Source organism: Rhodococcus koreensis (genome assembly GCF_017068375.1).
Taxonomy (GTDB): Bacteria; Actinomycetota; Actinomycetes; order Mycobacteriales; family Mycobacteriaceae; genus Rhodococcus_F; species Rhodococcus_F koreensis.
Genome location: NZ_CP070609.1, coordinates 4,559,157 through 4,582,845 on the forward strand (window position 1 = coordinate 4,559,157; position 23,689 = coordinate 4,582,845).

The 23,689-nt window shown below is 66.7% G+C and carries 20 protein-coding genes and 1 pseudogene; 13 read left to right on the plus strand and 8 right to left on the minus strand.

Annotated elements, in window-relative coordinates; genetic code table 11:
* Nucleotides 1-55: 55 nt before the first annotated feature.
* A complete protein-coding gene (locus tag JWS14_RS20850) occupies nucleotides 56-1,285 on the plus strand; it encodes a cytochrome P450 (RefSeq protein ID WP_206014239.1) in 1,230 nt (409 codons plus the stop codon).
* 3 nt (nucleotides 1,286-1,288) lie between these two features.
* Here the strand turns inward: JWS14_RS20850 and JWS14_RS20855 are convergent, their stop codons facing one another.
* The 3 genes from JWS14_RS20855 to JWS14_RS20865 form a co-directional block, all read right to left on the minus strand.
* Nucleotides 1,289-1,969 carry a class I SAM-dependent methyltransferase gene (locus tag JWS14_RS20855; protein ID WP_206014241.1) on the minus strand — a complete coding sequence of 227 codons (681 nt, stop codon included), beginning with the start codon at nucleotides 1,967-1,969 and terminating at the stop codon, nucleotides 1,289-1,291.
* 128 nt (nucleotides 1,970-2,097) lie between these two features.
* Nucleotides 2,098-3,063 (minus strand): sugar phosphate isomerase/epimerase family protein, encoded by a 966-nt coding sequence (locus tag JWS14_RS20860; protein ID WP_206014243.1) that lies wholly within the window; start codon nucleotides 3,061-3,063, stop codon nucleotides 2,098-2,100.
* Between the two features lie 135 nt (nucleotides 3,064-3,198).
* Nucleotides 3,199-3,768, minus strand: coding sequence for a class I fructose-bisphosphate aldolase (locus JWS14_RS20865; protein WP_338051551.1), 570 nt, complete (start codon nucleotides 3,766-3,768; stop codon nucleotides 3,199-3,201).
* Nucleotides 3,769-4,037: 269 nt separating this feature from the next.
* Between JWS14_RS20865 and JWS14_RS20870 the strand changes: the two genes are divergently transcribed.
* Nucleotides 4,038-4,823, plus strand: coding sequence for a GntR family transcriptional regulator (locus JWS14_RS20870; protein ID WP_206014247.1), 786 nt, complete (start codon nucleotides 4,038-4,040; stop codon nucleotides 4,821-4,823).
* Between the two features lie 106 nt (nucleotides 4,824-4,929).
* Nucleotides 4,930-5,289 (plus strand): annotated as a pseudogene (locus tag JWS14_RS20875) (TetR/AcrR family transcriptional regulator); the annotation flags it as partial.
* 56 nt (nucleotides 5,290-5,345) lie between these two features.
* On the opposite strand, the gene JWS14_RS20880 reads toward JWS14_RS20875, so the two are convergent.
* Entirely contained in the window at nucleotides 5,346-8,756 is a 3,411-nt protein-coding gene (locus tag JWS14_RS20880) for a serine/threonine-protein kinase (RefSeq protein WP_206014249.1), read from the minus strand.
* A gap of 318 nt (nucleotides 8,757-9,074) precedes the next feature.
* On the opposite strand from JWS14_RS20880, the gene JWS14_RS20885 reads away from it, so the two are divergent.
* From JWS14_RS20885 to JWS14_RS20925, 9 genes are all read left to right on the plus strand, one after another.
* Nucleotides 9,075-10,457, plus strand: a complete 1,383-nt coding sequence (locus tag JWS14_RS20885) for an MFS transporter (RefSeq protein ID WP_241031422.1) — start codon at nucleotides 9,075-9,077, stop codon at nucleotides 10,455-10,457.
* Between the two features lie 373 nt (nucleotides 10,458-10,830).
* Entirely contained in the window at nucleotides 10,831-12,450 is a 1,620-nt protein-coding gene (locus JWS14_RS20890; RefSeq protein WP_206014250.1) for a flavin-containing monooxygenase, read from the plus strand.
* Nucleotides 12,451-12,582: 132 nt separating this feature from the next.
* Entirely contained in the window at nucleotides 12,583-12,882 is a 300-nt protein-coding gene (locus JWS14_RS20895) for a hypothetical protein (RefSeq protein WP_206014251.1), read from the plus strand.
* On the plus strand, nucleotides 12,872-13,975 hold the full coding sequence (locus tag JWS14_RS20900) for an alpha/beta fold hydrolase (protein ID WP_241031423.1): 1,104 nt from the start codon (nucleotides 12,872-12,874) through the stop codon (nucleotides 13,973-13,975). Before JWS14_RS20895 ends, JWS14_RS20900 begins: the two co-directional genes overlap by 11 nt.
* On the plus strand, nucleotides 13,972-14,511 hold the full coding sequence (locus JWS14_RS20905) for a GNAT family N-acetyltransferase (protein ID WP_206014252.1): 540 nt from the start codon (nucleotides 13,972-13,974) through the stop codon (nucleotides 14,509-14,511). Before JWS14_RS20900 ends, JWS14_RS20905 begins: the two co-directional genes overlap by 4 nt.
* Complete coding sequence (locus JWS14_RS20910) at nucleotides 14,508-15,290, plus strand: esterase/lipase family protein (protein WP_206014253.1); 783 nt, start codon at nucleotides 14,508-14,510, stop codon at nucleotides 15,288-15,290. Before JWS14_RS20905 ends, JWS14_RS20910 begins: the two co-directional genes overlap by 4 nt.
* Nucleotides 15,287-16,789, plus strand: a complete 1,503-nt coding sequence (locus JWS14_RS20915) for a long-chain-fatty-acid--CoA ligase (protein WP_206014254.1) — start codon at nucleotides 15,287-15,289, stop codon at nucleotides 16,787-16,789. The genes JWS14_RS20910 and JWS14_RS20915 overlap by 4 nt, the downstream gene beginning before the upstream one ends.
* Nucleotides 16,790-16,920: 131 nt before the next feature.
* Nucleotides 16,921-17,277: a hypothetical protein gene (locus tag JWS14_RS20920; protein ID WP_179377883.1), complete on the plus strand. Its 357-nt coding sequence runs from the start codon at nucleotides 16,921-16,923 to the stop codon at nucleotides 17,275-17,277.
* A gap of 107 nt (nucleotides 17,278-17,384) precedes the next feature.
* Complete coding sequence (locus JWS14_RS20925; protein WP_241031424.1) at nucleotides 17,385-17,717, plus strand: helix-turn-helix domain-containing protein; 333 nt, start codon at nucleotides 17,385-17,387, stop codon at nucleotides 17,715-17,717.
* A gap of 79 nt (nucleotides 17,718-17,796) precedes the next feature.
* On the opposite strand, the gene JWS14_RS20930 is transcribed toward JWS14_RS20925, so the two are convergent.
* The 4 genes from JWS14_RS20930 to JWS14_RS20945 all read right to left on the minus strand — a co-directional run bounded on the left by JWS14_RS20930 (nucleotide 17,797) and on the right by JWS14_RS20945 (nucleotide 22,529).
* Nucleotides 17,797-18,234: a WhiB family transcriptional regulator gene (locus tag JWS14_RS20930; RefSeq protein ID WP_095865593.1), complete on the minus strand. Its 438-nt coding sequence runs from the start codon at nucleotides 18,232-18,234 to the stop codon at nucleotides 17,797-17,799.
* Complete coding sequence (locus JWS14_RS20935) at nucleotides 18,231-19,433, minus strand: acyl-CoA dehydrogenase family protein (RefSeq protein WP_206014255.1); 1,203 nt, start codon at nucleotides 19,431-19,433, stop codon at nucleotides 18,231-18,233. Before JWS14_RS20935 ends, JWS14_RS20930 begins: the two co-directional genes overlap by 4 nt.
* 233 nt (nucleotides 19,434-19,666) lie before the next feature.
* Nucleotides 19,667-21,457, minus strand: a complete 1,791-nt coding sequence (locus tag JWS14_RS20940) for a sigma-54-dependent Fis family transcriptional regulator (RefSeq protein ID WP_206014256.1) — start codon at nucleotides 21,455-21,457, stop codon at nucleotides 19,667-19,669.
* Nucleotides 21,458-21,470: 13 nt separating this feature from the next.
* Complete coding sequence (locus tag JWS14_RS20945) at nucleotides 21,471-22,529, minus strand: alcohol dehydrogenase (RefSeq protein WP_206014257.1); 1,059 nt, start codon at nucleotides 22,527-22,529, stop codon at nucleotides 21,471-21,473.
* A gap of 223 nt (nucleotides 22,530-22,752) precedes the next feature.
* Here JWS14_RS20945 and JWS14_RS20950 point away from each other — a divergent pair, with 223 nt between their 5' ends.
* The gene (locus JWS14_RS20950) at nucleotides 22,753-23,688 is read left to right on the plus strand and encodes an alpha/beta hydrolase (protein WP_095865597.1); all 936 of its coding nucleotides are present in this window, start codon (nucleotides 22,753-22,755) and stop codon (nucleotides 23,686-23,688) included.
* The last annotated feature ends 1 nt before the right edge of the window (nucleotide 23,689 follow it).

Here is a 23,689-nt window from a genome sequence, read left to right on the forward strand (position 1 = left end):
ACCGCTGGTCGCCCAGTAGGGTCGCAGTGACTGTTCGACCGACCGAGGGGGACCGGTGACGGGTTCTGCGTCCGAAAGAATCATCTCGCCTGCCACACGCGTGTTCTGGGACCGCAGCTTCGCGGATCGTCGCGCCCTGTTCGAGGGGCTTCGTCAGCGGTCGCCTATCGAGTTCCACACCGAAACGGACGGTCCGGGTTTCTGGTCGGTCGTCGGCTACGACGACGTGGTGGCGGTGAGCCGGAACCCGGAGGTCTTCTCCTCGGCCAAGGGCTTCACCATCGACGACGTCCCTGTCGAGATCCTCGAGTTCGCCATGTCGATGATCGCGATGGACAACCCCCGGCACCAGCATCTGCGGGGGATCGTGCAATCGGCGTTCACCGCCGCGTCGGTGCGGGGCATCGCCGAGAGGGTGCGCGGTTACGCCGCGCAGATCGCCGCCGACCTGCCCCGAGATACGGTGTTCGACTTCGTCCCCGAGGTCGCGACCCGGTTGCCGGTGCAGGTGATCTGCGAGCTGCTCGGGATCCCGGAGCGCGACCGGCCGATGATCCTGGCGGCGGCCGCCGACGTCATTTCCGGGGGTGGGGATCAGGAGTTCGTCACCGCCCCCGGCGGTGCGGCGGGTCTCGGTCAGATCTACGGGTACGCCCTCGAACTGGGCGAGAAACGCAAGGCGGACCCCGGCGACGACCTGACGTCCCGCCTGGTGTCGACGACGGTCGACGGGGAGACCCTCACGCCGACGGAGTTCGGGTCGTTCGTCATCCTGCTGATCACGGCGGGTTACGAGACCACCCGGCAAGCGCTGGCGTGGGCGCTGCACCTGCTCAGCGGGCACCCCGGCCAGAAGGAACTGCTGCTCGCCGATTTCCCCGGCCGCATCGACAACACGATCGACGAGGTGATCCGTTTCGCGTCCCCGGTGCCCTACATGCGGCGCACCGCGACCGTCGACACCGAGATCGGCGGGGCCCACATCGCGGCCGGGGACAAGGTCGTCATGTGGTACCTGTCCGCGAACCACGACGAGCGCGTCTTCTACGATCCGGACCGGTTCGACATCACCCGCCCGAACGCGGGCAAGCAGCTCGGTTTCGGTGCGAAAGACATCCACCACTGCCTGGGCGTGAACCTCGCAAAGCTGGAACTGCGGGTCATGCTCGAGGAACTGTTCGCCGCCCACCCCGGACTCCACGCGGTGGGCGAGCCGGAGCTGCTGCTCTCCGCATTCGTCAGCGGAATCGCGTCACTGCCGGCCCGGGCAGGCGACCGGCCGTGACGTTCACGCAGGCCGGCGACCGGAAATCATGACGAGCGGCATGTCGGTGATGCGCGCTACGGTCGCGTCGTCGAGCTCGATCCGGTCCGCGAGGTCACGCGCCTCGTCGAGACTGATCGAGCGCCCGGCAATCCAGGTGTGGAAGATCGCGAGGTTGACCGCACCGAGAATGCGCGGCGCCTTGTAGGCCTCGACGAACTTCTCGGCGTCCTCGAAACTCGTGCTGCGGTCCGCATCCGTGATCAGCAGCGGTCCGCCCGGCTTCAGGACGCGCACGCACTCGGCAAGCCCGGCCTCGCGCGACGACCAGTGTTTGATGGAGCCGTAGCTGATCACGCCGTCGAACGTCTGATCGGCGAACTCCAGTTTCGTGGCGTCGCCCACATCGAAGCGCACCCGGTCGCCGTAGCTGCGCATGCGTTTGGTGGCGCGCTTGATCTGCGCCTGCGACAGATCGAGACCCAGAATGTGCACGTCGGGGCGCTGGTCGGCGATGTACTTGGTGAACAGCGCCCCACCCGATCCGACGTCCAGAATGCGGGCGTTCGGGGGGAGATGCGGCAGGAAGTACTCGTCGATGACGCGGCGTGAGCGGTAGACGGCCGGTGCCACGATGGTCTCGTACATCCAGGCGTGCGCCGGCGTGTAGATCGCGGTGATGGGGTCGAACGGTGCCGGCGGCATGGTCGCGCTCCTAGGTGTCCCGGTTTCCCACGGCGCCCGAACCTGTGCGGGTCGACTGTCCGCGCCGTTGTCGCTCATAGAGTAAGGGTTACCTGGCGAACACGCGGTCCGTCTATACGGTTGTCCACCTACACGCGGGCCGGTGTCCAGTCGGGGGTTTCGGTGAGCACCACCCGGTTCAGCAAGTCGGCCGCCCGGCCGACGCCCTCGATCGAACTGACGAGCGCGTCCTCGTGCTCGATGTTGAGCGTGCCGTCGTAGCCGACGGACCGGAGGTTGTAGACGAAGTCGGCCCAGAACTGCTGCCCGTCCGGATGTCCCAGGCCGAGGGTGACGTAGTTCCATGCGCGGTCGTGCGGGGTGGTGATCGGAACGGTGTCGAGCAGTCCGTCGTTGTCGGCGTTCCACCGGTTGATCCGGATGTCCTTGGCGTGGACGTGGAAGATGGACTCGCCGAGGGATCGGATGACGGCGGGGATGTCTGCGCCCATCCACATGAGGTGCGAGGGGTCGAGATTGGCGCCGACGACGTCGGCCCCGGCGCTGTCGATCAGCCGGTGCAGAGTCGACACGTTGTGGACGAGTTGGGCGCCACAGGCTTCGACGGCAAGACGCACGTTCGCGTCGCGCGCGAAGGCGGCGAGTTCCTTCCAGTACGGAATTGCCACCTCCTGCCACTGGTAGGCGAGGATGTCCAAGTTCTCCGGCGGCCAGGACGTGGTGATCCAGTTGGGCGACGAGTCACCTTCGGCGCCCGGCAATCCCGACATGAGGACCACCGTCGGGACTCCGAGCGCACTGGCCACCGTGACGGTGTCGCGGACGACTTCGGCCTGCCGCTCCCCAGTGACGGGGTGGAGTTGGTTGCCGTTGGCGGTGAGAGCACTGAGGGTCAGACCGCGGGACGTGATCTTGCCGAGGAACTCCTCCCTCGCCCCGTCGGACGACACGAGGGCGGGTAGATCGGCATGCGGACTCTCCGACCAGTTTCCCGTGGCGACCTCGACGGACGACAGTCCGTGCGTGCGCGCCAGGTCCAGTGCAGCGTCGAAGGGCAGATGGCTGACCGAGTCGGTGAGTAGTCCGATTTTCATCGCTGTGCACTTCCTGTCGGGAGACGTCGTACACAACTAGTACGTTCTAGTATCCCTATTTGTCAAGACATATGGCCGGCGGCGACGGCGAGCCGGGCATGCTCGCCGACGCGTCCGCCGCTGCCGTTCACCCGCTCAGGACGTGAAGCTGACGCCCCGGGTCAGGGTGCCGATCTCCTTGAGCACGCGTTCGCCTTCGCTGCGTTCGCGTTGCCAGATGTTGCGGCCGACGATGATTCCGCGGGCGCCGGCGCGCAGGGTCTGGCCGATGGCGTCGACGGTGTCGTTGACGTCGCCGGCCAGTGGTCCGCCGGCGATGACGAGGGGGACGCGGAGTTCGTCGACGAGGCGGGCGGTGCGTTCCTCGCCGGGGAAGGCGATCTTGATGATGTGGGCGCCGAGGTCGTAGGCGATGCGGGCGACCTTTTCTTCTTGGATGACGACGTCGTCGGTGCGGGGCGCGCCCATGATGACCGGTTCGAGGACGAGGGGGATGTCCCAGGCGTCGCAGGCGGTGACGATCTTGCCGACGCGGGCGCACATGGTGGCGCGTTCGCTGCGGGAGATGTTCCAGGGGAAGAGCATTTTGACGGCGTCGACGCCCATGCGGACGGCTTCTTCGACGGTGGTGATCAGTTCGTGGGAGCCGCCGCCGTCGAGGGTGGTGACGTCGTAGTAGGTGTCGATGGTGAGTACGCGGCTCAGGTGGGGGTGTTCGGCGAAGAATTTTTCGGTTTTGTTTGACCTGTCCGGGGGTCATCATGAATCCGGTGACGTCGGTGTCGGCCCAGGCGGCGAACGGTGCGGAGGGGGTTTCGAGGCCCTTGATCCTGTCGAATAAGATTATACGTATCGTACGTACAATCTGCACTCTATTGGGTGGGTCGCAAATGGACAAGGGGCAAGGTCGTGGACAACGCCTGGCCGTTCAACACCTACGATCGAGACATCAGAGAGCCGAAAGGAGCCGCTCCGTGACTACGAGTACCGAGGGTTCGATCGATCGGCAGTCGGTTGTGCCGTACTACCAGCAGCTGGCGTCCGTGCTGGAGGGTCGGATCTCGTCGGGGGCCATCGCCCGCGGAGCCAAGCTGCCCAGCGAGAACGAGCTTTCCGTCCAGTTCGAACTGTCGCGGGCCACCGTCCGTCAGGCTCTGCAGTTCCTGGAATCTCGCGGGGTCGCTCAGCGAATCCCGAACCGCGGAGTGTTCGCCAGCGCCCCCAAGGACGGCACCGGTTGGGTCATCCAGGGCAAGGAAGGCTTCCTCGAGAATGCGATGGGCCACCAGAACCGGTCGGTGAGCACCCGGGTGCTGCGCTCGGGAACTGCCACGTTTCCCGACCACGTCTGCCAGGCGCTGAATCTGCCGAGCGAGACAGTGGGTTTCGAGTTGGTGCGGGTTCGCTCCCTCGACGGCACGCCCGCACTGTTCAGTACCAATTACAGCCCGCCGATCCTGACTCCGGTCCTGGCGTCCGCGACCGACGTGCTCGCCGGCGAGGCGTCGCTGACGACACTGCTGACGAACGCGGGATTCAGCCTGGGCGGCGCCAACCGCATCATCCGCGCCGCCAGGCCGACGCCGGAGATCGCCGAGGCGCTGGCGATCGACGAGAACGAACCCATGTTGTGCATCCGCTCCACGTCCTGGACGCCCGAAGGTGTCCGGTACGACGTCTACGAAACCTGGGTGCGCAGCGACATCATCCCGCTGGAGGTCGACGTGAGCACGGTCGACCTCGGCAACGCGGTCCGCTGATCCGGGATCGGACGTCAGACGCCCGCAGGCGCCAGGACGATGTCGAAACGCGCTCGCGCCCAGGAGCGGTCGCCGAGGCTGCCCGGCGCCGCCGAGGTGTTTCCTCGTCGGTGTGCGGCACCTCGTGCGCCATGCGATCAGTCCCCTGTGGGGGTGGTTCGTGGTGCGCCTCGGCGTGGCCCACCCCAAGCTGATCGACATCCTCGGCCCCCGGGCCGCCCGCGACCTGCGCAAGGGCGTGGACAGCGGAAGCTTCACGATTCCCGATGTCGAGATAGCCACGGCGAGCGTATTCGGCGCTCTGCTGTCGACCCTCCATCACGTGGTGTCAGCGCCGGCACAGGACCGCACCGACGAAGTCTTCGCCCAGGCGATGCTGTGCATGGTCGGCGTCGCCCCGGACGAGGCACGGGACGTCGCATCCCGGCCGCTGCCCTCACTCCCCGAGGTTTCGGCCGTGCAGTAACAGCGCTGACCGGCCCGCCACATGCGTTTCTTCGGTGAGAGGCGCACTCCGCGACGCTAGTGCGGGTGCGTCTGGGTAAGGAAGGACTCCGGGATGGACGGCCATTCGGGCCGCCAGCGGCCGTGGCGTTGATCGTCGGCGATCCCGGTGAGGAGTGCGGTGACGAGTTCGCCGCCGTCGGCAACCAGTCGGGGCAGGCCGTATTCGGCGCAGTCGGCGGTAACGGGAATGAGGACTTGTTTCGCGTCCATGACCCTTCCCGCGGCGGCCAGGCACTGGGCGTGCAGCATCCTCGCCTCGAGGAGGGCCCGCGGTCGCCGCGCTGTTTCGAGTGTCCGCACCACCGCCTCGACTCGGGTGCAGGCTTGGGCGTAGGCGTGGGCGGTCAGGAGCAGCCGGATCTGGGAGTCTTCGTCGATTTCGGTCGTTCGTCTGCCGATGACGGTGGGTTGGTTTCCGGGCGTCGACCGCTCTGTCCGAGAGTGGAATTCGGTGCCCGGTTCCCATCCGCAGCGAATCCGCTCGTTGTCGATCCGCGCGGCGAGCCGTGGCAGTGACAACTTCCGGGCGGTGTCGGCGCCCTCGTCCAACCGCTGCGCGGCCGCGGGCATGTCACCGCGCAGGGCCTTGATCCGGGCTCCGGTGCCGTAACTGGCGAGCATGAAATCCACGACGCCGCCCTCGGCGCCGAGGCGGTAACTGGCATCCAGCAGGCGCTCGGCCTCATCGATCGTGCCCTGCTGATACAGCAGGTCACCGAGCAGGGCCCCGGACAGCTGTGCCGCATACGAGTGGACACCGACGGTGGAAACGGCGAGGTCCCAGGCGGCCCGGAAGTGATCCTCGGCGGCGGTGATGTCGAGGAGTTCGTTGGCGGCGATACCGGCGAAACAGTGCCCGATCATCCCGAAGTGCGGGCCGCGGGTCTGCTGGTGGTAGGGCCGTGCCCAGTTCTGCAGTCGACGGGCGGCGTCGAAGTCGAAAGTGCAGATGTCGGCGAAGGAAGTGACGTCGGCTGCCGCGGCGACGACGAAGGGCGGCAGGGTGTTCGGCCGTGTCAAACATTCGCGGACCTGCTCGCCGGCCCCGTCGATGACGTCGGCGTGGCACCGACCGACGTCGGCGATGACTGCCGCCTCCACCCGCAGATCGATCACCTGCGCCTCGGTCAGGGTGTGCTCGTCGAGGGCAGCCTCGACCCGCGCCAGGGAGGCCTGCATCGGCTCGAGCCGATGCAGCAGGACGTTGGCCCACGCCACGATCAGCTGGAGCCGGGCCCGGTTCTGTGCGAGCAGTGCGGGAAGTTTCGCGACCAGAGCGAGGACCGTCCCCATCTTCGAGCTTTCGATCAGGTTCATCGCGTGCGACTCGATCAGGTCGACGGCACGGTCGTCATCGCCGGCGGCCAGCGCATGATCGACCGCCTCGCCGAGCGCGTGATGGTTGGCGAACCAGTCCGACGCTCTCCGGTGCAACCGTGCGAGTTGCTCGGGTGCGTCGCGCTCGAGCCGGCGTCGGAGAAACTCGGCGAACAGATGGTGATAGCGGAACCAGTCCCGGTCGTCGTCGAGGCTGCGCAGGAACAGATCCCGCTCTTCGACCTCCTCGAGTAGCGCCTGCCCGCGGGTCGTGTCGGCAAGGACCCCCGCGAGTTCGCCGCAGATTCGTTCCGGAATCGAGGTGGCCATCAGGAAGTCGAGAAGTTCGGGTTCGAGTGCGCTCAGCACATTCTCGGCAAGGAACTCTCCGATGGCGTGATGTCGCCCGGACAGGTGGGCGATCAATTCGCCCGCATCGGATCGGCCGCGGAGCGACAGGGACGCGAGCTGCAGAGCGGCCACCCACCCGTCGGTGGAAGTTGTCAGCGCGGCGAGCTCGGAATCGGCGAGCGCGAGTCCGTTCACGTCGACGAGAAACCGGGTGGATTCGTCCAGGTCGAAACGCAGGTCCGCGGCGGCGACCTCGACCAGTTCGTCGCGAACCTTCATTCGGCCGAGCGGCAGTCCGGACCGGGTCCGGCTGGTGACGATGAGCTGAAGGTGGTGGCAGCCGTTGTCGAGCAGGTAGCCCAGGGCGGCGAGGGCCGCGGAATCGGTGACCCGGTGCCAATCGTCGATCATCACCGCCACCGGTAGCCCTCGGTCGTGCACCTCGTCGACCAATGAGGTCAGCACGTAGCGGTCGGCGTCGGCCCCGCGGTCCTCCAGTACCTGACCGAGATCGTGACCCAGGGTGGGCTGCACACGCCGGATCGCCTCGATCAGGTGCGCGAGAAACCACACGAGGTTGTTGTCGTCGTTGTCGACGGAGAGCCACGCCACCGCAGTGCCTCCGGAGACGAGCACCTCGCGCCACTGGGCGGCAAGGGTGGACTTGCCGTACCCGGCGGGCGCATGGATGAGTACCAGTCGGCGCCGCCTCGCGGCCCGCAGAGCCTCGAGCAGCCGTGCCCGGCGCACCAGGGCCTTCGGTGCGGTGGGTGGCCGGAACTTCGTCGCCGGAGTCGGCGGCGCACGCCGCACACGTTGCGTGCCGGCGGGTGTCTCGGTCGGCACGGGCACCGATTCCGGCGCGACCGTGGGCACGTCGGCGAGTGCTCCGGCCCGGGCCTGAGTGTCGCGCAACTCGTCCCCGAACTCAGCCGCAGTGTGTGGGCGAGCCGTCGGTTCGGCGGCCATGGCGTGCCCGATCACCGCCGTCACCGCAGCGGGAATGGCCGGATCCCGCAGATCCGGCACCGGCTCGGTGGTGATCCGCACGAACTGGGCCACGAGTTGCTCGCCGCTGCGCCGCTCGAATGCTGCGTGCCCGGTAAGTGCACAGAACAAACTCGCGCCCAGGCTGTAGATGTCGGACGCCGGGGTGGGGCTCTGCCCGGCGAGGACCTCGGGGGCGGTGAACGCCGGCGAACCAGTGATCACACCGGTACCGGTCTCGAAACCCCCGGAAATCCGGGCGATGCCGAAATCGGCCAGCTGCGCGTCGCCGTACTCGGTCAGCAAGATGTTCGCCGGTTTGACGTCGCGGTGCACGATCCCGGCCCGATGGGCGGTCTCGAGAGCCCCGGCCAACGCGATCCCCAGATTCAGCGTATCGGCCCAGTTCAGGGGGCCGGTGCGGCGGATCGTGGCGTCGAGCGAGCCGTACCGGTGATACGGCATCACGAGGTAAGGGCGGCCCGCCGCGGTGGTGCCCACCTGCAGAACGGTGACGATGTGGGGATGCCCGGACAGCCGGCCCATCGCCCGTTGCTCGCGCAGGAACCGCTCCAGATCCTCTGGCGCCGGGTCCGCGGCGAGTACCTTGACCGCCACCGTGCGGTCCAAATGCGGCTGACGACATCGGTAGACGACGCCGAACCCTCCGCGGCCGATTTCTTCGAGATCGGTGAATCCGGCGGCTTCCAGCTCTGCCGTTATGTCCCCGGCGTTGTCACGCTGGGTGGCAAACGGGTCGAATTCGGCCATCGCACACCCCATCCCGGTCGGCGTCACCACACCGGTGCCAGGCTCGAGTAATCCCGTCGTCGGCGGGCGGGTGATCCCAGAGTATCCCCGCGACCGATACCAGGGGTACCGACCGGGGACGCCGATCGGCGGCCTTCGGAATATCGACCTGGTAGGGCAAGCGGTGTTTCACATCGGAACACAGGTGGGTTGGAACATTCTCTTACGTTTGATCCACACGCCGTGGCGGCCGTCACAAGGTCGCCCCGCCGATGCCAAGGGTCACAAACATCCTCGGCCCCCGCCCTGCTACCACTGAGCCTGCTTCAGGAGAAACACATGACAAGCACGACCTCGTCGCCGCCCGCGATGACTCCCCGTCGCGCGGCGACGGCCGCGCTCCTCGGCAGCGCGCTGGAGTACTACGACTTCTTCGTATACGGCGCCGCAGCCGCCTTGGTCTTCAACGTGCTGTTCTTCCCCTCCGGCGACCCCACCGTCGCGCTCATCGCATCGTTCGCCACCTTCGCCGTGGGGTACGTCGCCCGCCCGGTCGGCGCTGTGGTGATGGGACACTTCGGCGACCGGCTCGGCCGCAAACGCGTCATGCTGGCCACCGTCGTGATGATGGGCGTCGCGTCCTTTGCCATCGGGTGCCTTCCGACGTATGACCAGCTGGGCCTGGTCGCCCCGGTGCTGCTGGTCGCCCTCCGCGTCGTGCAAGGATTCTCCGCCGGTGCCGAATCGGCGGGTGCGTCGACGCTGACCGTCGAGCATTCCCCGGTCGGACGTCGGGGGTTCTTCACCAGTTTCGTCATGGTCGGCTACGCCGTCGGCTGCTCACTGGCCACCGTCGTGTTCCTCCCGATCGCGATGCTGCCCCACGACGCGCTCTACACCTGGGGCTGGCGAATTCCCTTCTGGCTCAGTGCCGTAGTCGTCGTCATCACCTACTACGTGCGAAGCCATCTCGACGAAACTCCGGCCTTCACCGAAGCGCGACAAGAAGATCAGGTCCGGAAGCGGCCGCTGAACGACGTGATTACGCATCACTGGCGCGACGTGATCCGAGTCGCCGGAGCATCACTGATGGCGTCGATGCAAACGCTGTTCGCCGTGTTCAGCCTTTCGTACGCCACCTCGGTCGGGGTGGAGCGGGGCACGATGCTCGCCATCATCTCCGGGTCGATAGCCCTGTCGATCTTCGGCATCCCGGCAGCCGGCTACCTCTCCGACGTGATCGGCCGGAAGCGAACGATGCTGATCGGCGCTGTCGGCGGTGCGCTCAGCATCTTCCCCTACCTGTGGGCGATTTCGACGGCGAATGTCATGCTGATCGCGATCTTCGCGTTCGTCAACATGTCGCTGTTCTTCAGCTGCTACAACGGCGTGTGGACGTCGTTCTTCGCCGAGCAGTTCCCGGCACCGGTGCGATTCACCGGCATGGCTGTGAGCAACCAGCTCGGGAACCTTCTTGCAGGATTCGCTCCATTGATCGCCGCCGTGCTCCTCGGCGCGGGCCCGTCGGGCTGGCTTCCGGTCGCATTCTTCGGTGCGATCGCCACCGGAATCGGTGCGATCGCGGTTATCGGAATGCGCGAGACGTCGAAGACCCCGGCAGAATTCCTCGGCGGTCCGAGAGCTGAAGAGCTGATCGGTCAACTGAGCTCGCCCCAACCTGCCACTCCTGCAGCACGCCCTGCAGACGCAACGATGAGCTAGCCCACCGAGAACTCCTGAATGAACAGACCCCCGACGATCCACTGCCCGGGGGTCTGTTCATTCGGCCCAGGATCTTCGTGGCACGGGCCTTGTTTCCGCATACTTCCCACAACGCGCCCTCGATTCTCTCGCGCCCGATCGCGCACAGAAATTTCCATAAGGTGTTTCACATTGGAACGCAGTTGTGCTGGACCTTGCATTTATCCTTGATCCAAACGCGGTGGCGGCTATCACATTACGACTGTCGCGGCGGGTAGGGCACAGAACGCGGAAGAGAAATCGACCGTCTGACCCAGCAATCGCGCAGTGCCGCTCCGCCCCAATTTCTTTCACCCCTTTTCTTCTCTGCATTTGAACGACACAGGAGTTCGCCATGTCTGCACAGACCACACCCCAGATCGTTGACGCCGTCGTCATCGGCGCCGGATTCGGCGGTATCTATGCCGTCCACAAGTTGCACAACGAACTCGGTCTCACCACAGTGGGTTTCGACAAGGCCGACGGCCCCGGCGGCACCTGGTACTGGAACCGTTACCCGGGCGCTCTCTCCGACACCGAGAGTCATGTCTACCGGTTTTCCTTCGACGAGGATCTGCTGCAGGACGGCACCTGGGAACACACGTACATCACCCAGCCCGAGATCCTCGACTACCTCGAGGGTGTGGTCGACCGGTTCGATCTGCGCCGCCACTTCCGCTTCGGCACCGAGGTCACCTCCGCGGTCTACCTCGACGATCAGGCCCTGTGGGAGGTCACCACCGACACCGGCGCGGTGTATCGGGCCACGTACGTGATCAATGCCGTCGGACTGCTCTCGGCCATCAACTTCCCGGACCTGCCCGGCCTGGACACGTTCGAGGGCGAGACCATCCACACCGCCGCCTGGCCCGAGGGCAAAAACCTCGCGGGCCGCCGTGTCGGGGTGATCGGTACCGGCTCCACCGGCCAGCAGGTCGTCACGGCGCTGGCACCGGAGGTCGAGCACCTGACCGTGTTCGTCCGGACGCCGCAGTATTCCGTCCCGGTCGGCAAGCGCCCCGTGACCACCGAGCAGATCGATGCGGTCAAGGCCGACTACGACCGGATCTGGTCGCAGGTCAAGAAATCGTCCGTGGCGTTCGGCTTCGAGGAGTCCACGGTGCCGGCGATGAGCGTCACCGAACAGGAACGCCGCCGCGTTTTCGAGGAGGCCTGGCAGCACGGTGGCGGTTTCCGTTTCATGTTCGCCACCTTCGGTGACATCGCCACCGACGAGGAAGCCAACGAGGCGGCCGCGTCGTTCATCCGTGCCAAGATCGCCGAGGTCATCGAGGACCCGGAAACGGCCCGCACACTGACCCCGACCGGTCTGTTCGCCCGGCGCCCGCTGTGCGACGACGGCTACCACCGGGTGTTCAACCGGCCGAACGTCGACGCCGTCGGCATCAAGGAGAACCCGATCCGCGAGGTCACCGCGAAGGGTGTGGTGACCGAGGACGGTGTCCTGCACGAGTTGGATGTGCTGGTTTTCGCGACCGGGTTCGATGCCGTGGACGGTAATTACCGGCGGATGGAGATCCGCGGCCGGGGCGGTTTGAACATCAACGACCACTGGGGCGGGCAGCCGACCAGTTATCTGGGGATTTCCACGGCGAATTTCCCGAACTGGTTCATGGTGCTGGGCCCGAACGGCCCGTTCACGAATCTGCCGCCGAGCATCGAGACGCAGGTCGAGTGGATCAGCGAGACGATCGCGTATGCCGAGCGCAGCGGGTTGCGGGCGATCGAGCCGACGCCGGAGGCGGAGGCCGAATGGACGGACACGTGCACGGAGATCGCGAACATGACGGTGTTCACGAAGGTGGATTCGTGGATTTTCGGCGCGAACATTCCGGGTAAGAAGCCCAGTGTCCTGTTCTATCTGGGTGGTCTGGGCAATTATCGTGCGGTCCTCGCCGACGTCACCGCCGATGGCTACCGCGGCTTCGAGTCCGCGGACACGATCGCGGCCTGACACCGTTCATCACCACCACAGGAGAACGCCCATGGGTGTGTACACCACCACCGACCCGGTCACCGGGGACCAGAACGCGCAATACCCGGAGATCACGGACGCCGAGTTGGACATGTACGGCGGGCTGGATCGATGACAGGAAAGCCGGTCTGGCGCAAGCCATATGACGCCGCGGACCGTGCGGTGGCACCGCTGGCCGAGGCGCTGGTGCGTAGCGGGCAGTTCGCCACCGCGGCCGCCGCGATTTTCGATCTGCGGCGCACGGTGGGCCACGGCGTGAACGGTGTCGCGTCACGAGTGTGGCACCTGGTCAATCTGCCGGCGGGCACCGATGTGCATCGGCTCCGGACACAGATCGGGGCGCTGGACCGGGATGTGCGACGACTGTCGCTGCAACTCGAACAGCGCCGGGGCCACCCCCATGGAGAGTGATCGGGCGGTGGTGACGATGGAACCGACGTCGGCGAGCATCGTCGACCGGGTGCGTCGTGAGGTCGAACGCACTGCGCTGCGGGCGCGCAACGGTATTCGGATGGCGGCGGGTCTCTCCCGGCCGGAGGTCGGGCAGACACCGAAGGATGTGGTGTGGCGACACGGCCGGTCCGAGTTGTGGCGCTACCGCAACGACAACGTGCGGGTGTCGCCGCCGCTGTTGATCGTGTTCAGCCTGTTCTCCCGCAGCTACATCCTGGATCTGCAGCCGGGCAACAGCTTCGTCGAACGGCTGCTCGCCGCCGGATTCGACGTCTACCTACTGGACTGGGGCGTTCCCGACGAACGCGACGCCGCCAACCGGTTGGAGGACTACGTCGACGACTACCTGCCCGCCGCGGTCGAACGGGTGCGGCACATTGCCGGCACCGAGCAGATCAATATGCTCGGCTACTGCTTCGGCGGCGTCCTGTCACTGCTCTACGCCGCCCACCATCTCGATGCGCCGTTACGCAGCCTGACCGTGATGACCACCCCGGTCGACCTGCAGCAACTGGGTCCGCTGACCAGCGTGGTCGGGGGCGGGGGACTGGACGTGGAGAACGTGCTCGACGCCGACGGCAATGTGCCGCCGCAGGTCATCTACCAGGGCTTCCAAGTCCTGAAACCGACCGCCCAGGTCACCCAATATGTGGACCTGTGGGAACGACTGTGGAGCGATGATTACGTCGCAGCGCACCAGGCGATGATCGGATGGGCCACCGACCACATTCCGTTGCCCGGTGGTGTCGCCCGGCAGCTCGCGGAGATGACTCGGGACAACGCCATCGTCAACGACACCCTGGTCGTCGGGGGCGACCGCGTGCACCTCGCCGACATCACGGTGCCGTTCCTGACCGTGCTGGGCAACCGCGACCACATCGTGCCGGAAGCCTCCGCCGCCCCGCTGATCGACCTGATCGGCTCGCCCGACAAACACGAGGTGCGCCTCGACGGCGGGCACGTCGGGTTGCTCGTCGGCCGAACCGCCGCCAAGACCACCATCCCCACGATCATCGATTTCCTCATCCAGCGAAGTGAGACACAGGAATGAACATCGTCGCGTTGGGCCGGGAACACAGCGACGCCCTGATCGAATTCTTCGGTCGCCTGCCCGCCGAAGACCTGACACTCATGCGAGAGGATGTCACCGAGCCGGACACGGTGCGCGGCTGGGCCGACCGCCCGGCGCACTGGGTCGCGCTCGACGACGCCGCGGTCGTCGGATTCGCCGCGGTGCGCCCGCTGCCCAGCTGGTCCGACCACGTCGGCGAACTGCGACTCGTTGTCGACTCGGCTCACCGACGAGCCGGCATCGGCCGCACGTTGGCCCGCCATGCACTCACCGACGCGGTCCGCGCAGGTCGGCGCAAGGTCGTCGTCGAGCTCGCCGCCGACCAGGAACACTCGCTGGCGATGTTCGGTTCGCTGGGCTTCGAGGGTGAGGCGCTGCTGCGCGACCACATCCGCGACCGCCAGGGCAACCTGCGCGACCTGATCATGCTCGCCCACTTCGTCGACCACACCTGGGCGTCCATGGACACCATCGGCGTCAGTGCGGAACTCGGCCTGGAAGAAAGCGCACGGTGACCGGCACATCGCTGCGGGGCACCGCGGCACCGGGCGACCTGCTCTATTTCACCGACCCCGCGCGTGCGGCCATCGACTACGCGCTCATGGCCTGTACGGCACCGCTGCTTGCCGCATTTCCGCGCGGCGACCACCACCCTGTCCTCGTGCTCCCCAGGTTGAACGGCAGCGATACCTCCACCGCCACACTGCATACCGTCCTCCGCGGACTCGGATACCGGACGCACGGGTGGCGGCTCGGCCGCAACATCGGCCCCACGAGCAAAGCGGTGCACGGCATGCGGGCGCGGCTGGACTATTTGACCAACCGCTATCAGCAGCCGGTCACGCTCATCGGGTGGAGTCTCGGCGGCATCTACGCGCGCCAACTTGCCCGCCGCACCCCGCAAGCCGTTCGACAGGTCATCACCCTGGGCAGCCCGATCCGGTTGGCCCGACACGACCAAAGCCGCGCCAACCGCCTGTTCCATCGCCACTCGCACCAGCACATCGAGCCGTTGGACCTCCCGCTCGAACGCGACGAGGGGCCGCTTCCGGTCCCCGCAACGTCGATCTACACCCCGCTCGACGGGATCGTCGCCTGGCGGACCTGCCTGGACGAGCCCGGACCCCGTGCGGAGAACATCGCCGTTCTCGCCAGTCACCTCGGCATCGCCAGTCACCCCGCGGCGCTGTGGGCGGTCGCGGACCGTCTCGCCCTGCCCGCCGACCACTGGACACCGTTCCGGCCACCGTCCTTCCTGCCTATGTCCTATCCAGCACCCGAAAGCCGATCATGACCAACCTCGCCCACATCCTGACCGAGTCCGCACGCCGTCATCCAGACCGGCCGGCGATCCGTATCGACGACGACGTCGTCAGCTATGCCGAACTCGATGACCTGACCGCACGCGCGGCAGGCTGGTTACGGGCCCGCGGCATCGACCCCGGCGACCGGGTCGGGATTTCGCTGCCGAACGTCGTGCAATTCCCGGTTCTCTACTACGGCCTGTTGCGGGTCGGCGCGACGGTCGTGCCGATGAATCCGCTCCTCAAATCTCGCGAGATCGAACACCACCTCCGCGATTCGGGCGCCAAGATGGCACTGGTGTGGCGCACCGTCGTCGCCGAGGCCGAGCCGGCGGCCGCAGCGACCGGCACCGACCTGGTGGTCATCGATGACGACACGCTCGCCGCCACCGCCGATTGGCCGTCCTCACCGGCGGTCACCGCCCGCGAGGGCGCCGACACCGCGGTCATCCTCTACACCTCGGGCACGACCGGCACTCCGAAGGGCGCAGAGCTCACCCACGCGAACCTGTACCGCAACACCACCACCTTCATGGGTCTGTTCGACTTCTGCCAGGACGACGTGGTGATCGGCTGCCTTCCGTTCTTTCACGCATTCGGGCAGAGCAACGTACTGAACGCCTCGATCGCGGCCGGCGCGAGCGTGTCGTTGGTTCCGCGGTTCGAGGCCGCGGCGGTAGCGAAGCTCATCGAACGTCACCGGGTGACCGTCTTCGCGGGCGTCCCCACGATGTACGTTTCCCTGCTCCACACCGACACCGGACAGGTGGACACCTCCAGCTTGCGGATCTGTGTCTCGGGTGGTGCAGCACTGCCGGTCGAGGTACTGCGCGGCTTCCAGGAGAGGTTCGGCGCACCGATCCTCGAAGGCTACGGACTGTCCGAGACGTCACCAACCGCGACGTTCAACCGCCCCGCGCATTCCAAGGCCGGGTCGATCGGATGGCCGATCGACGGTGTCGAGCTGAATCTGGTCAACCGGGACGGAACTGACACGCCGCCCGGTGAGGTCGGGGAAATCGTCATCCGCGGGCACAACGTGATGAAGGGCTACTGGAATCGGCCCGACGCCACCGCCGCCGCGATCGTCGACTGCTGGTTTCATACGGGCGACATGGCCACCCGCGACCACGACGGCTTCTACTTCATCGTCGACCGCAAGAAGGACATCATCATCCGCGGCGGCTACAACGTCTACCCACGCGAAATCGAAGAAGTGCTCTACGAACACCGCGCAGTGCGCGAAGCCGCGGTCATCGGGGTGCCCCATCCCACCCTCGGCGAAGAGGTCGCCGCCGCGATCACGCTGCGACCCGGGACCTCCGCCACTCCCGACGAGCTGCGCGGCTACGTCAAGGCCCGGGTCGCCGCCTACAAGTACCCGCGCCACCTCTGGCTCGTCGACAAGCTTCCCAAGGGAGCCACCGGCAAGATCCTCAAACGCGAAATCGAGTTCCCTGCCGACATTCTCGGAGCGCCGGCGCCGTGAACGAGAACCGATCCGACCGTTGCACCCGCCGCGTGAAAAACATCCTGCTTGACATATCAAGCAAATGATTTATATATTTACCACGTTGGATAAATCAGCCAGCGAAAAATCGACCAGCAAGGAGCCCCACCATGGCCGCCACTACCACCACGATCAAGACCCCCACCGCCGCGAACTCCGAGGACGCCACGACCACCCCGGGAACCCCCACCGCCCCGACCGCGGAGACCTCCACCAAAGCCGGCGACCAGCTCGTCTCCGCCGTCAAGCAGGGGCAGAAGGTCGCCCTGGATGTCGCGAAGACGGTCGCGAAGCTGACCCCCTCCATCCCGACGCCCGAACTGCTCAAGATCGAGGGCGCTCCGGAACTGCCCGACTTCCAGGCCCTCACGGCATCCGGCTTCGACGTAGCAATCGCACTGCTGACGGCTCAGCGTGACTTCGCCACCAACCTCGCGGCTGCCTTCGCACCGGCAAAGGCGTCCTGACCGAGTAGATCCGACGGCAGACTGACCGAGTAGGTTCGAAGGCATCCGCCGCCTCGATCACACCAGGGACGACAATGCCGACAGATCCAGATGACAGGACCAAGCTCTTGGGGGACTTCATCAGGGCGCAGCGACAGATGGCGAATCTGTCGCTGCGCCAGCTTTCCGCAATGACTGCGGTTTCCAACCCCTATCTCAGCCAGATCGAGCGCGGCATGCACGAACCGTCCGTTCGGATCCTCAAGTCGATCGCCACCGCACTCAATCTCTCCTCGGAAGCCATGCTCGAACAGGCCGGATTGCTCGATGAATCCGTTCGGGCCGACGACGACGCCACCGAGGCTGCGTTGCGCGCCGACCGGAGGCTCTCGGAGTCGCAGAAACGTGCTCTGCTCTCGGTGTATCGCAGCTACATCGAAGCGAACGAAACGGACGCGTGACTCGGTCCGCGATCCGGCTCGCGTCTCAGCGCACAATACGCGCGGCCACCAAGAGTGTGGTGAGCGCAGCCGGCGTGCATCACCGGGAGGGACGACCCCTCGCCGCCCCTCCCGGTGATGCCACAATTGGCGGCTGAGGAAGAGCCTGTGTGGACGATCGAGTCTGCGGGACATCGGCCACTGGTCGCGTGTGCCGGGATTCGAGCGGTCGACGTCTGTTCCGGCGGAGTTGGTGGATGTACTTTCGCCGATCGCCTTCGGTCATCCCGCCCCAAACACCGTAAGGTTCGCCCACCGCGAGCGCGTGATCGCGGCAAGGCGCGAGTACGGGGCAGCGTTGGCAAATCTGCCGTGCCCGCGCTTCCCGGCGGTCGCGGGCGCGGCCGCGCTCGGCGTCGGGCGAGAAGAACACCGTCAGTTCGGCACCGTGGCACGCGGCACGCGCCCGCCACTCACCGGAGTCGCGAGTGCCGGTTTCCCTGCTCGAGAACCGATCGTCCAGAGTCTGTTCGCTCATTGGCGCCCGGATGACGCGTTGCCGGCCCGCTTGACGAGGCCGCCGCCGACAATCAGACGCTGGATCTCGCTGGTGCCCTCGTACAGACGTAGCAGCCGGACGTCCCGGTAGATGCGCTCCACCGCGACCTCCCGCATGTACCCGCTGCCGCCGTGAATCTGCACCGCCAGGTCCGCAACCTTACCGACCATCTCTGTGCAGAACAGTTTCGCGACCGACGGGGCGATCCGTCGATCGGTGCCCTCGACCCAAGCGCGGGCGGCGTCACGCACCAGCGCGCGCCCGGCCATGACGCCGGTCTGCTGATCGGCGAGCATCGCCTGCACCAACTGGAAATCACCGATCACCGTGTTGCCCTGCGTCGCGGTCGCCGCGTACGCCACCGACTCGTCGAGCGCACGCAGCGCCTGCCCGACCGCAAGCGCCGCCACGTGCACCCGGCCGCGGGCCAGCGACGTCATCGCCGCACGGTAGCCGACGTCCTCACCGCTGCCGACCAGCGCCGACGACGGCACCCGCACGTCGTCGAAATGCACTGTGGCCGTTGTCGACCCCGCGTGCCCCATCTTGCGGTCCTTGCCGCCGACCTGCACACCCGGAGCATCGGCCGGGACCAGAAACACGGCGATGCCGGGTCCATCGCCGTCGGCGGGCCGGGTGCGGGCGAACACGACGAACAGGTCCGCGTTCGACGCGTTGGTGATGAACCGCTTCTCCCCGGTGATCAGCCAATCGTCCCCATCCCGTACCGCCTTGGTACGCAGCCCGGCCGGGTTGGATCCGGCACCGGCCTCGGTCAACGCGAACGAGGCGACGACGTCACCGGACGCGATCCGCTCGAGCCAGGTCGTCTTCTGCTCCTCGGTGCCGTAGTTGACCAGCACCTGACCGGCTATCCCGTTGTTGGTGCCGAACATCGAGCGGAGGGCGAGAGTGGTGTATCCCAACTCCATTGCGAGTTCGACGTCCTGGATCAGGTTCATGCCGAGGCCACCCCACTCCTGGGGGATGGCGAATCCGAACAGGCCCATGTCTTTGGCCGCGGCCCGGATCTCGGCGGGGATCGCGTCGTTCTCGTCGATCTCCTGCTCCCGCGGAACCACGATGTCGCGCACGAAAGTCCGGGCGTGGGACAGGATGTCGCGGAAATCCTCGTCATCCACCTGCGTTGTCGGATCGCTGCTCACGGTTGAGGTCACGTCATTCTCCTGATGATGGGCCGATCGGCGGATCGGACGATGCGTGTGAGGCGGTGCAGGGCTCAGCGCGCATCCGTCCCAGCCGCGTTTCGTGGCGCCGGTTGCCTGGCGCCGTAATCCCAGAATGGGCCATACCGCACTCCTCGGGGTGTTCCAAAGCGGAACAACCCGCCGTCGGAATCATTGAGACGCAACGCGGAACCGTCACCCCCGGCGGGCGGAGAGCACCGACGTCAAGGACCGGGAGCGATCATTCGCTCGTCGGCATTGATTTTCAGGGCCCGCATCTTGCGGTACAGGGTCGTGCGGCCGATGCCCAGAATCTTGGCGGCGCGCGCCTTGTTGCCGTCCGCTTCGCGGAGGGCGCCCTCGATCGTCTCGCGCTCTGCCTGCTCGTAGCGGCTCAGCGAGGACAAGGCCGTCTGCCGCATGGGGGCAGGCAGGTCCTTGGTCTGAATCAGGCCGCTCCGAACCGGATACGGGAGGGCGGTGAGGAGCTGGGCCAGCTCGGCGACGTTGCCGGGCCAACGCCAGGCCAGCAGGCACTGCAGCGCAGCGGGGGAGAACCGGAGTGCCGGCGCGCCCGGGAACAGTTCGGCAGCGACCTCGCGCACGATCTCTGGCAACTCGCTGCGCAGTTCCGCGAGAGACGGGACGCGTACGGCATCGTCTTCGCCTGCATCGCCGGTGCTTTCGGTGAGGATGACACGGGCACCTGCGGGTACTCCGGGCCGCGCGATCACGGCGAAGTCTCCGAGACGTGCGCGGACGTCGTCGGCGAGTTCATCTCCTCCCACCACGACGATTCCACGGCCCTCACGCAACACGGCTTCCCCTTTGGCCCAGACCGCGTCGTCCGCAGCGAAATCGCGGGCGGTGACGACATTCGGCTCCTGGCCGGTGCGTCGGCGCAGCCATATCGAGGCCTGGTGGCGTTTGCCGGCGCCGGGGTCCCCGACGACACGGATGAGCCCGTCGACGTCTGCGCAAGCGCTCAACCGCCGTTGCACATCGCCGTACGGGTTCAGCCGAGTCCGATGGGGCGCCGCACCGCCGGCAGGTGCGGCCGCATTGTCCGGGTTGTGGGCGACGGTCACCTGCTCGGCTCCGGCCGCCGCGGCCTGCTCGGTGAACTCCAGCGCGAAGATCGCGTCCTGACCGGCGCGGCCGAGGCGCCGAACCATGGCCTCGGTACCGAGCGTGGGCAACTCCAACTGCAGTTCGTCCTGATCCCAGCGGTGCCGGCGTAGCTTTTCCCACAAGTCGGCGTGGGACTCCGCGTCGAAGTGGGCGAGGGCGGGCAGGTCCGTCATCACCGTTTCCGAGTTCATCACCAGGACGGGGTGCCGGGAGGACCGGAAGAGTCGGTAGGTGCGCGCGAGCTCGAGGTCCCGGGAGTCGGCCATCAGCTCGAGCGCTTCGGCGATCTGATATCCGGCCTGCCGCACCATCGCGACCATCAAGGGGCTGGCGGCGTCGATGTGCGAGGCGATGGAGAGCGAGCCCACCATCCGCCCGGTGATGGGGTGCTTGATCGGAGCGCCCGCGCACGCCAGTTGAGCGAGGGCGTCGTTGAAATGCTCGGTGCCGCGGACGAATACGATTCCGCGCGACTCGATGGGAGTACCCAGCCCGTTCGTGCCCAGGGACTGTTCGGAGAAGTCGAATCCTTCCACTGCGCTGGCCTGGTCCAGTGTCCGCTCGTCCTGAGCGTCGACGATGCGGCGGGACACGATGCGGCCGGCCTCGTCGGCCAGGAACAGGGTCATCCGCGAGTCGGTGAGGTTCGTCTGCCACTGGTCCAGGATCCGGCCTGCGGCACGCAGGATGGCGCTGTCCGGGTCGATCTCCCCCAGAATGTGGGGTCCGGCCCCGGGATCGACGCGGTGCGAGACCGAGCGGCGCCAGCTCTGCTCGATCTCCGCGGCGACCAGGGACGCGGGAACGGAAGCCCGGACCAGTCCCTGCGTGATCAGCAGTTCCCGGGCACTCCGGACCTCGTCCTCGCGGCGTGACTTTTCCATCACCATCCCAGTGTCAGGCAGTCAAGACGATGCGTCCAGCAATGCCCCCGGCGGTGAGGTCGTCGAGGGCGCGGGATACCTCCGCCGCGGACAGCGTCCGTTCGACGACCGGGATGTTGGGTAGCTTTCCGCTTCGTGCGATCCGCACCAGGTCCTGCAGCTGCGAGAGAGTCCCGACAAAGCTGCCTTCGAGGTGGATCATGCGCAGGGCGAGCAGCGCGGTCGGGATGGTGACTTCGCCGCCGAACAGTCCGACCTGAACCATGTGCCCCGCCTTGGTCAGGACGTCGAAGGCCGACGTGGCCGTGACGCCGGTGTTGACGAAGTCGATGACGGCGCTCGCAGGTCCGCCGACGGCGTGTCGGATGTCTTTGGCGCCGCTGGCGGGCCCGCAGAGGACGGTGCTCGACGCGCCCATGTCCCGGGCCAGGGCGAGGTTTCCCTCGGCGACATCGACCGCGCAGATGTTGCGGTGCCCCCGGGCGCGGAGTAAGGCGACCGCGGTGAGGCCCAGACCTCCCGCGCCGAACAGGACGACGGGCTCGTCCGGTTCGAGGGGAAGTATCCTGTCCACGGCGCTGTAGGCGGTCAGACCCGAACAAGCCAGCGTGGCAGCCCAACTCGGGTCGATACCGTCGATGTCCACGAGGTACTTCTCGTCGGGCACGAGTATGTATTCGGCGTAGCCGCCGTGGCGGGCCACACCGAGGTTTCGTCCCGCAGCGCAACGGTTGTCGTTGCCGTCGCGGCAGTGGCGGCATTCCCCGCAACCGATCCACGGGTAGATCAGTCGCACGTCGCCCGGACGAACGGATTCCACATCGTCACCGACCTGTTCGACGATGCCGACCACCTCGTGGCCCATCACCATCGGGTATTCGATGCCGCGGTCCTTCATGCTCATCAGCCCACGGCTGCCCAGATCGTATCCGCCGGCCCGCAGGTGGGTATCGGTGTGGCAGACGCCGGCCCGCGTGACTTTCAAGAGGACCTTCCCGCCTTCCGGGCTCGGGGTCGGGATGTCCAGGTCATGGATCGTGGCGTCATCGGGGAGGACGGCGAATGCATGCATTGGGGGAGTACCTCGTTCACGGTGGGTGTCAGGTGCCCCCTCATCATGAGCAGACTTTCGAGGCTCGATGTGTTTCACATCGGAACACAGGGGAGCCGGAACCCACTCCTATGTTTGACCTAGACGCCGTGGCGGCCATCACATCGGGACCGCCGCAGCAGGTAGGACACAGCAAGCGGACGAGGCGTCAACCACCTGGTCCGACACCGAGCCAAAGGCAATCATGACCACCAACATCTCCGAACAGCTCAGCGTCACTTCCGCCGATGCCGACGACCGGGACGTGCTGCGCGACCTCTACGCCGACTGGTCCCAGATCATGGCTGCGACGCCGGACCTCACGATGCGCCTGTTCCGCTCCATGTTCGACGAGTGGCACCAGCCGACCGTCGAACCGGAGGGCGTGACGTACCGCGAGGACACCGTCGGCGGAGTCCCGGGCATCTGGTGCCTGCCGGAGGGAGCGGACAGTTCGAAGGTGCTCCTGTACACGCACGGCGGCGGGTTCGCCGTCGGCTCGGCCTCCAGTCACCGCAAGCTCGCCGGCCACGTCGCCAAAGCTCTCGGGTCCGTCAGCTTCGTGCTGGACTACCGCCGGGCCCCCGAGTTCCAGCACCCTGCCCAGGTCGAGGACGGTGTGGCCGCCTTCGATGCGCTCGTCGCATCCGGCACCGCGCCAGGGAACATCACCACCATCGGCGATTCCGCCGGCGGCAACCTCGCCATCGCGATCGCCCTGGCCCTCCGGGAACAGGGCAAACCGGGCCCCGGCGGGGTCATCGCCTTCTCCCCGTGGCTCGACATGGAGAACGAGGGCGAAACCCTCCTCACCAACAACGACACCGACGCCCTGATCACCCCGGAACTACTCGAAGGCATGATCGCCGGGGTCCTGGGCGGAACCGTCGACCCGAAGACTCCGCTGGCGAACCCGCTGCACGCCGACTTCACCGGTTTCCCACGGCTGTACGTCACGGCCGGCAGCGTCGAGTCGCTCCTCGACAACGCCACCCGGCTGGCCGAACGCGCCACGGCAGCGGGTGTCGACGTCACCCTGTCCATCGGGGACGGCCAGCAGCACGTCTACCCCTTCCTGGCCGGCCGCTCCGCCCTCGTCGCCGAGGAGTTCGAGAAGCTCGCCGCCTGGTACCGCGCGTAAC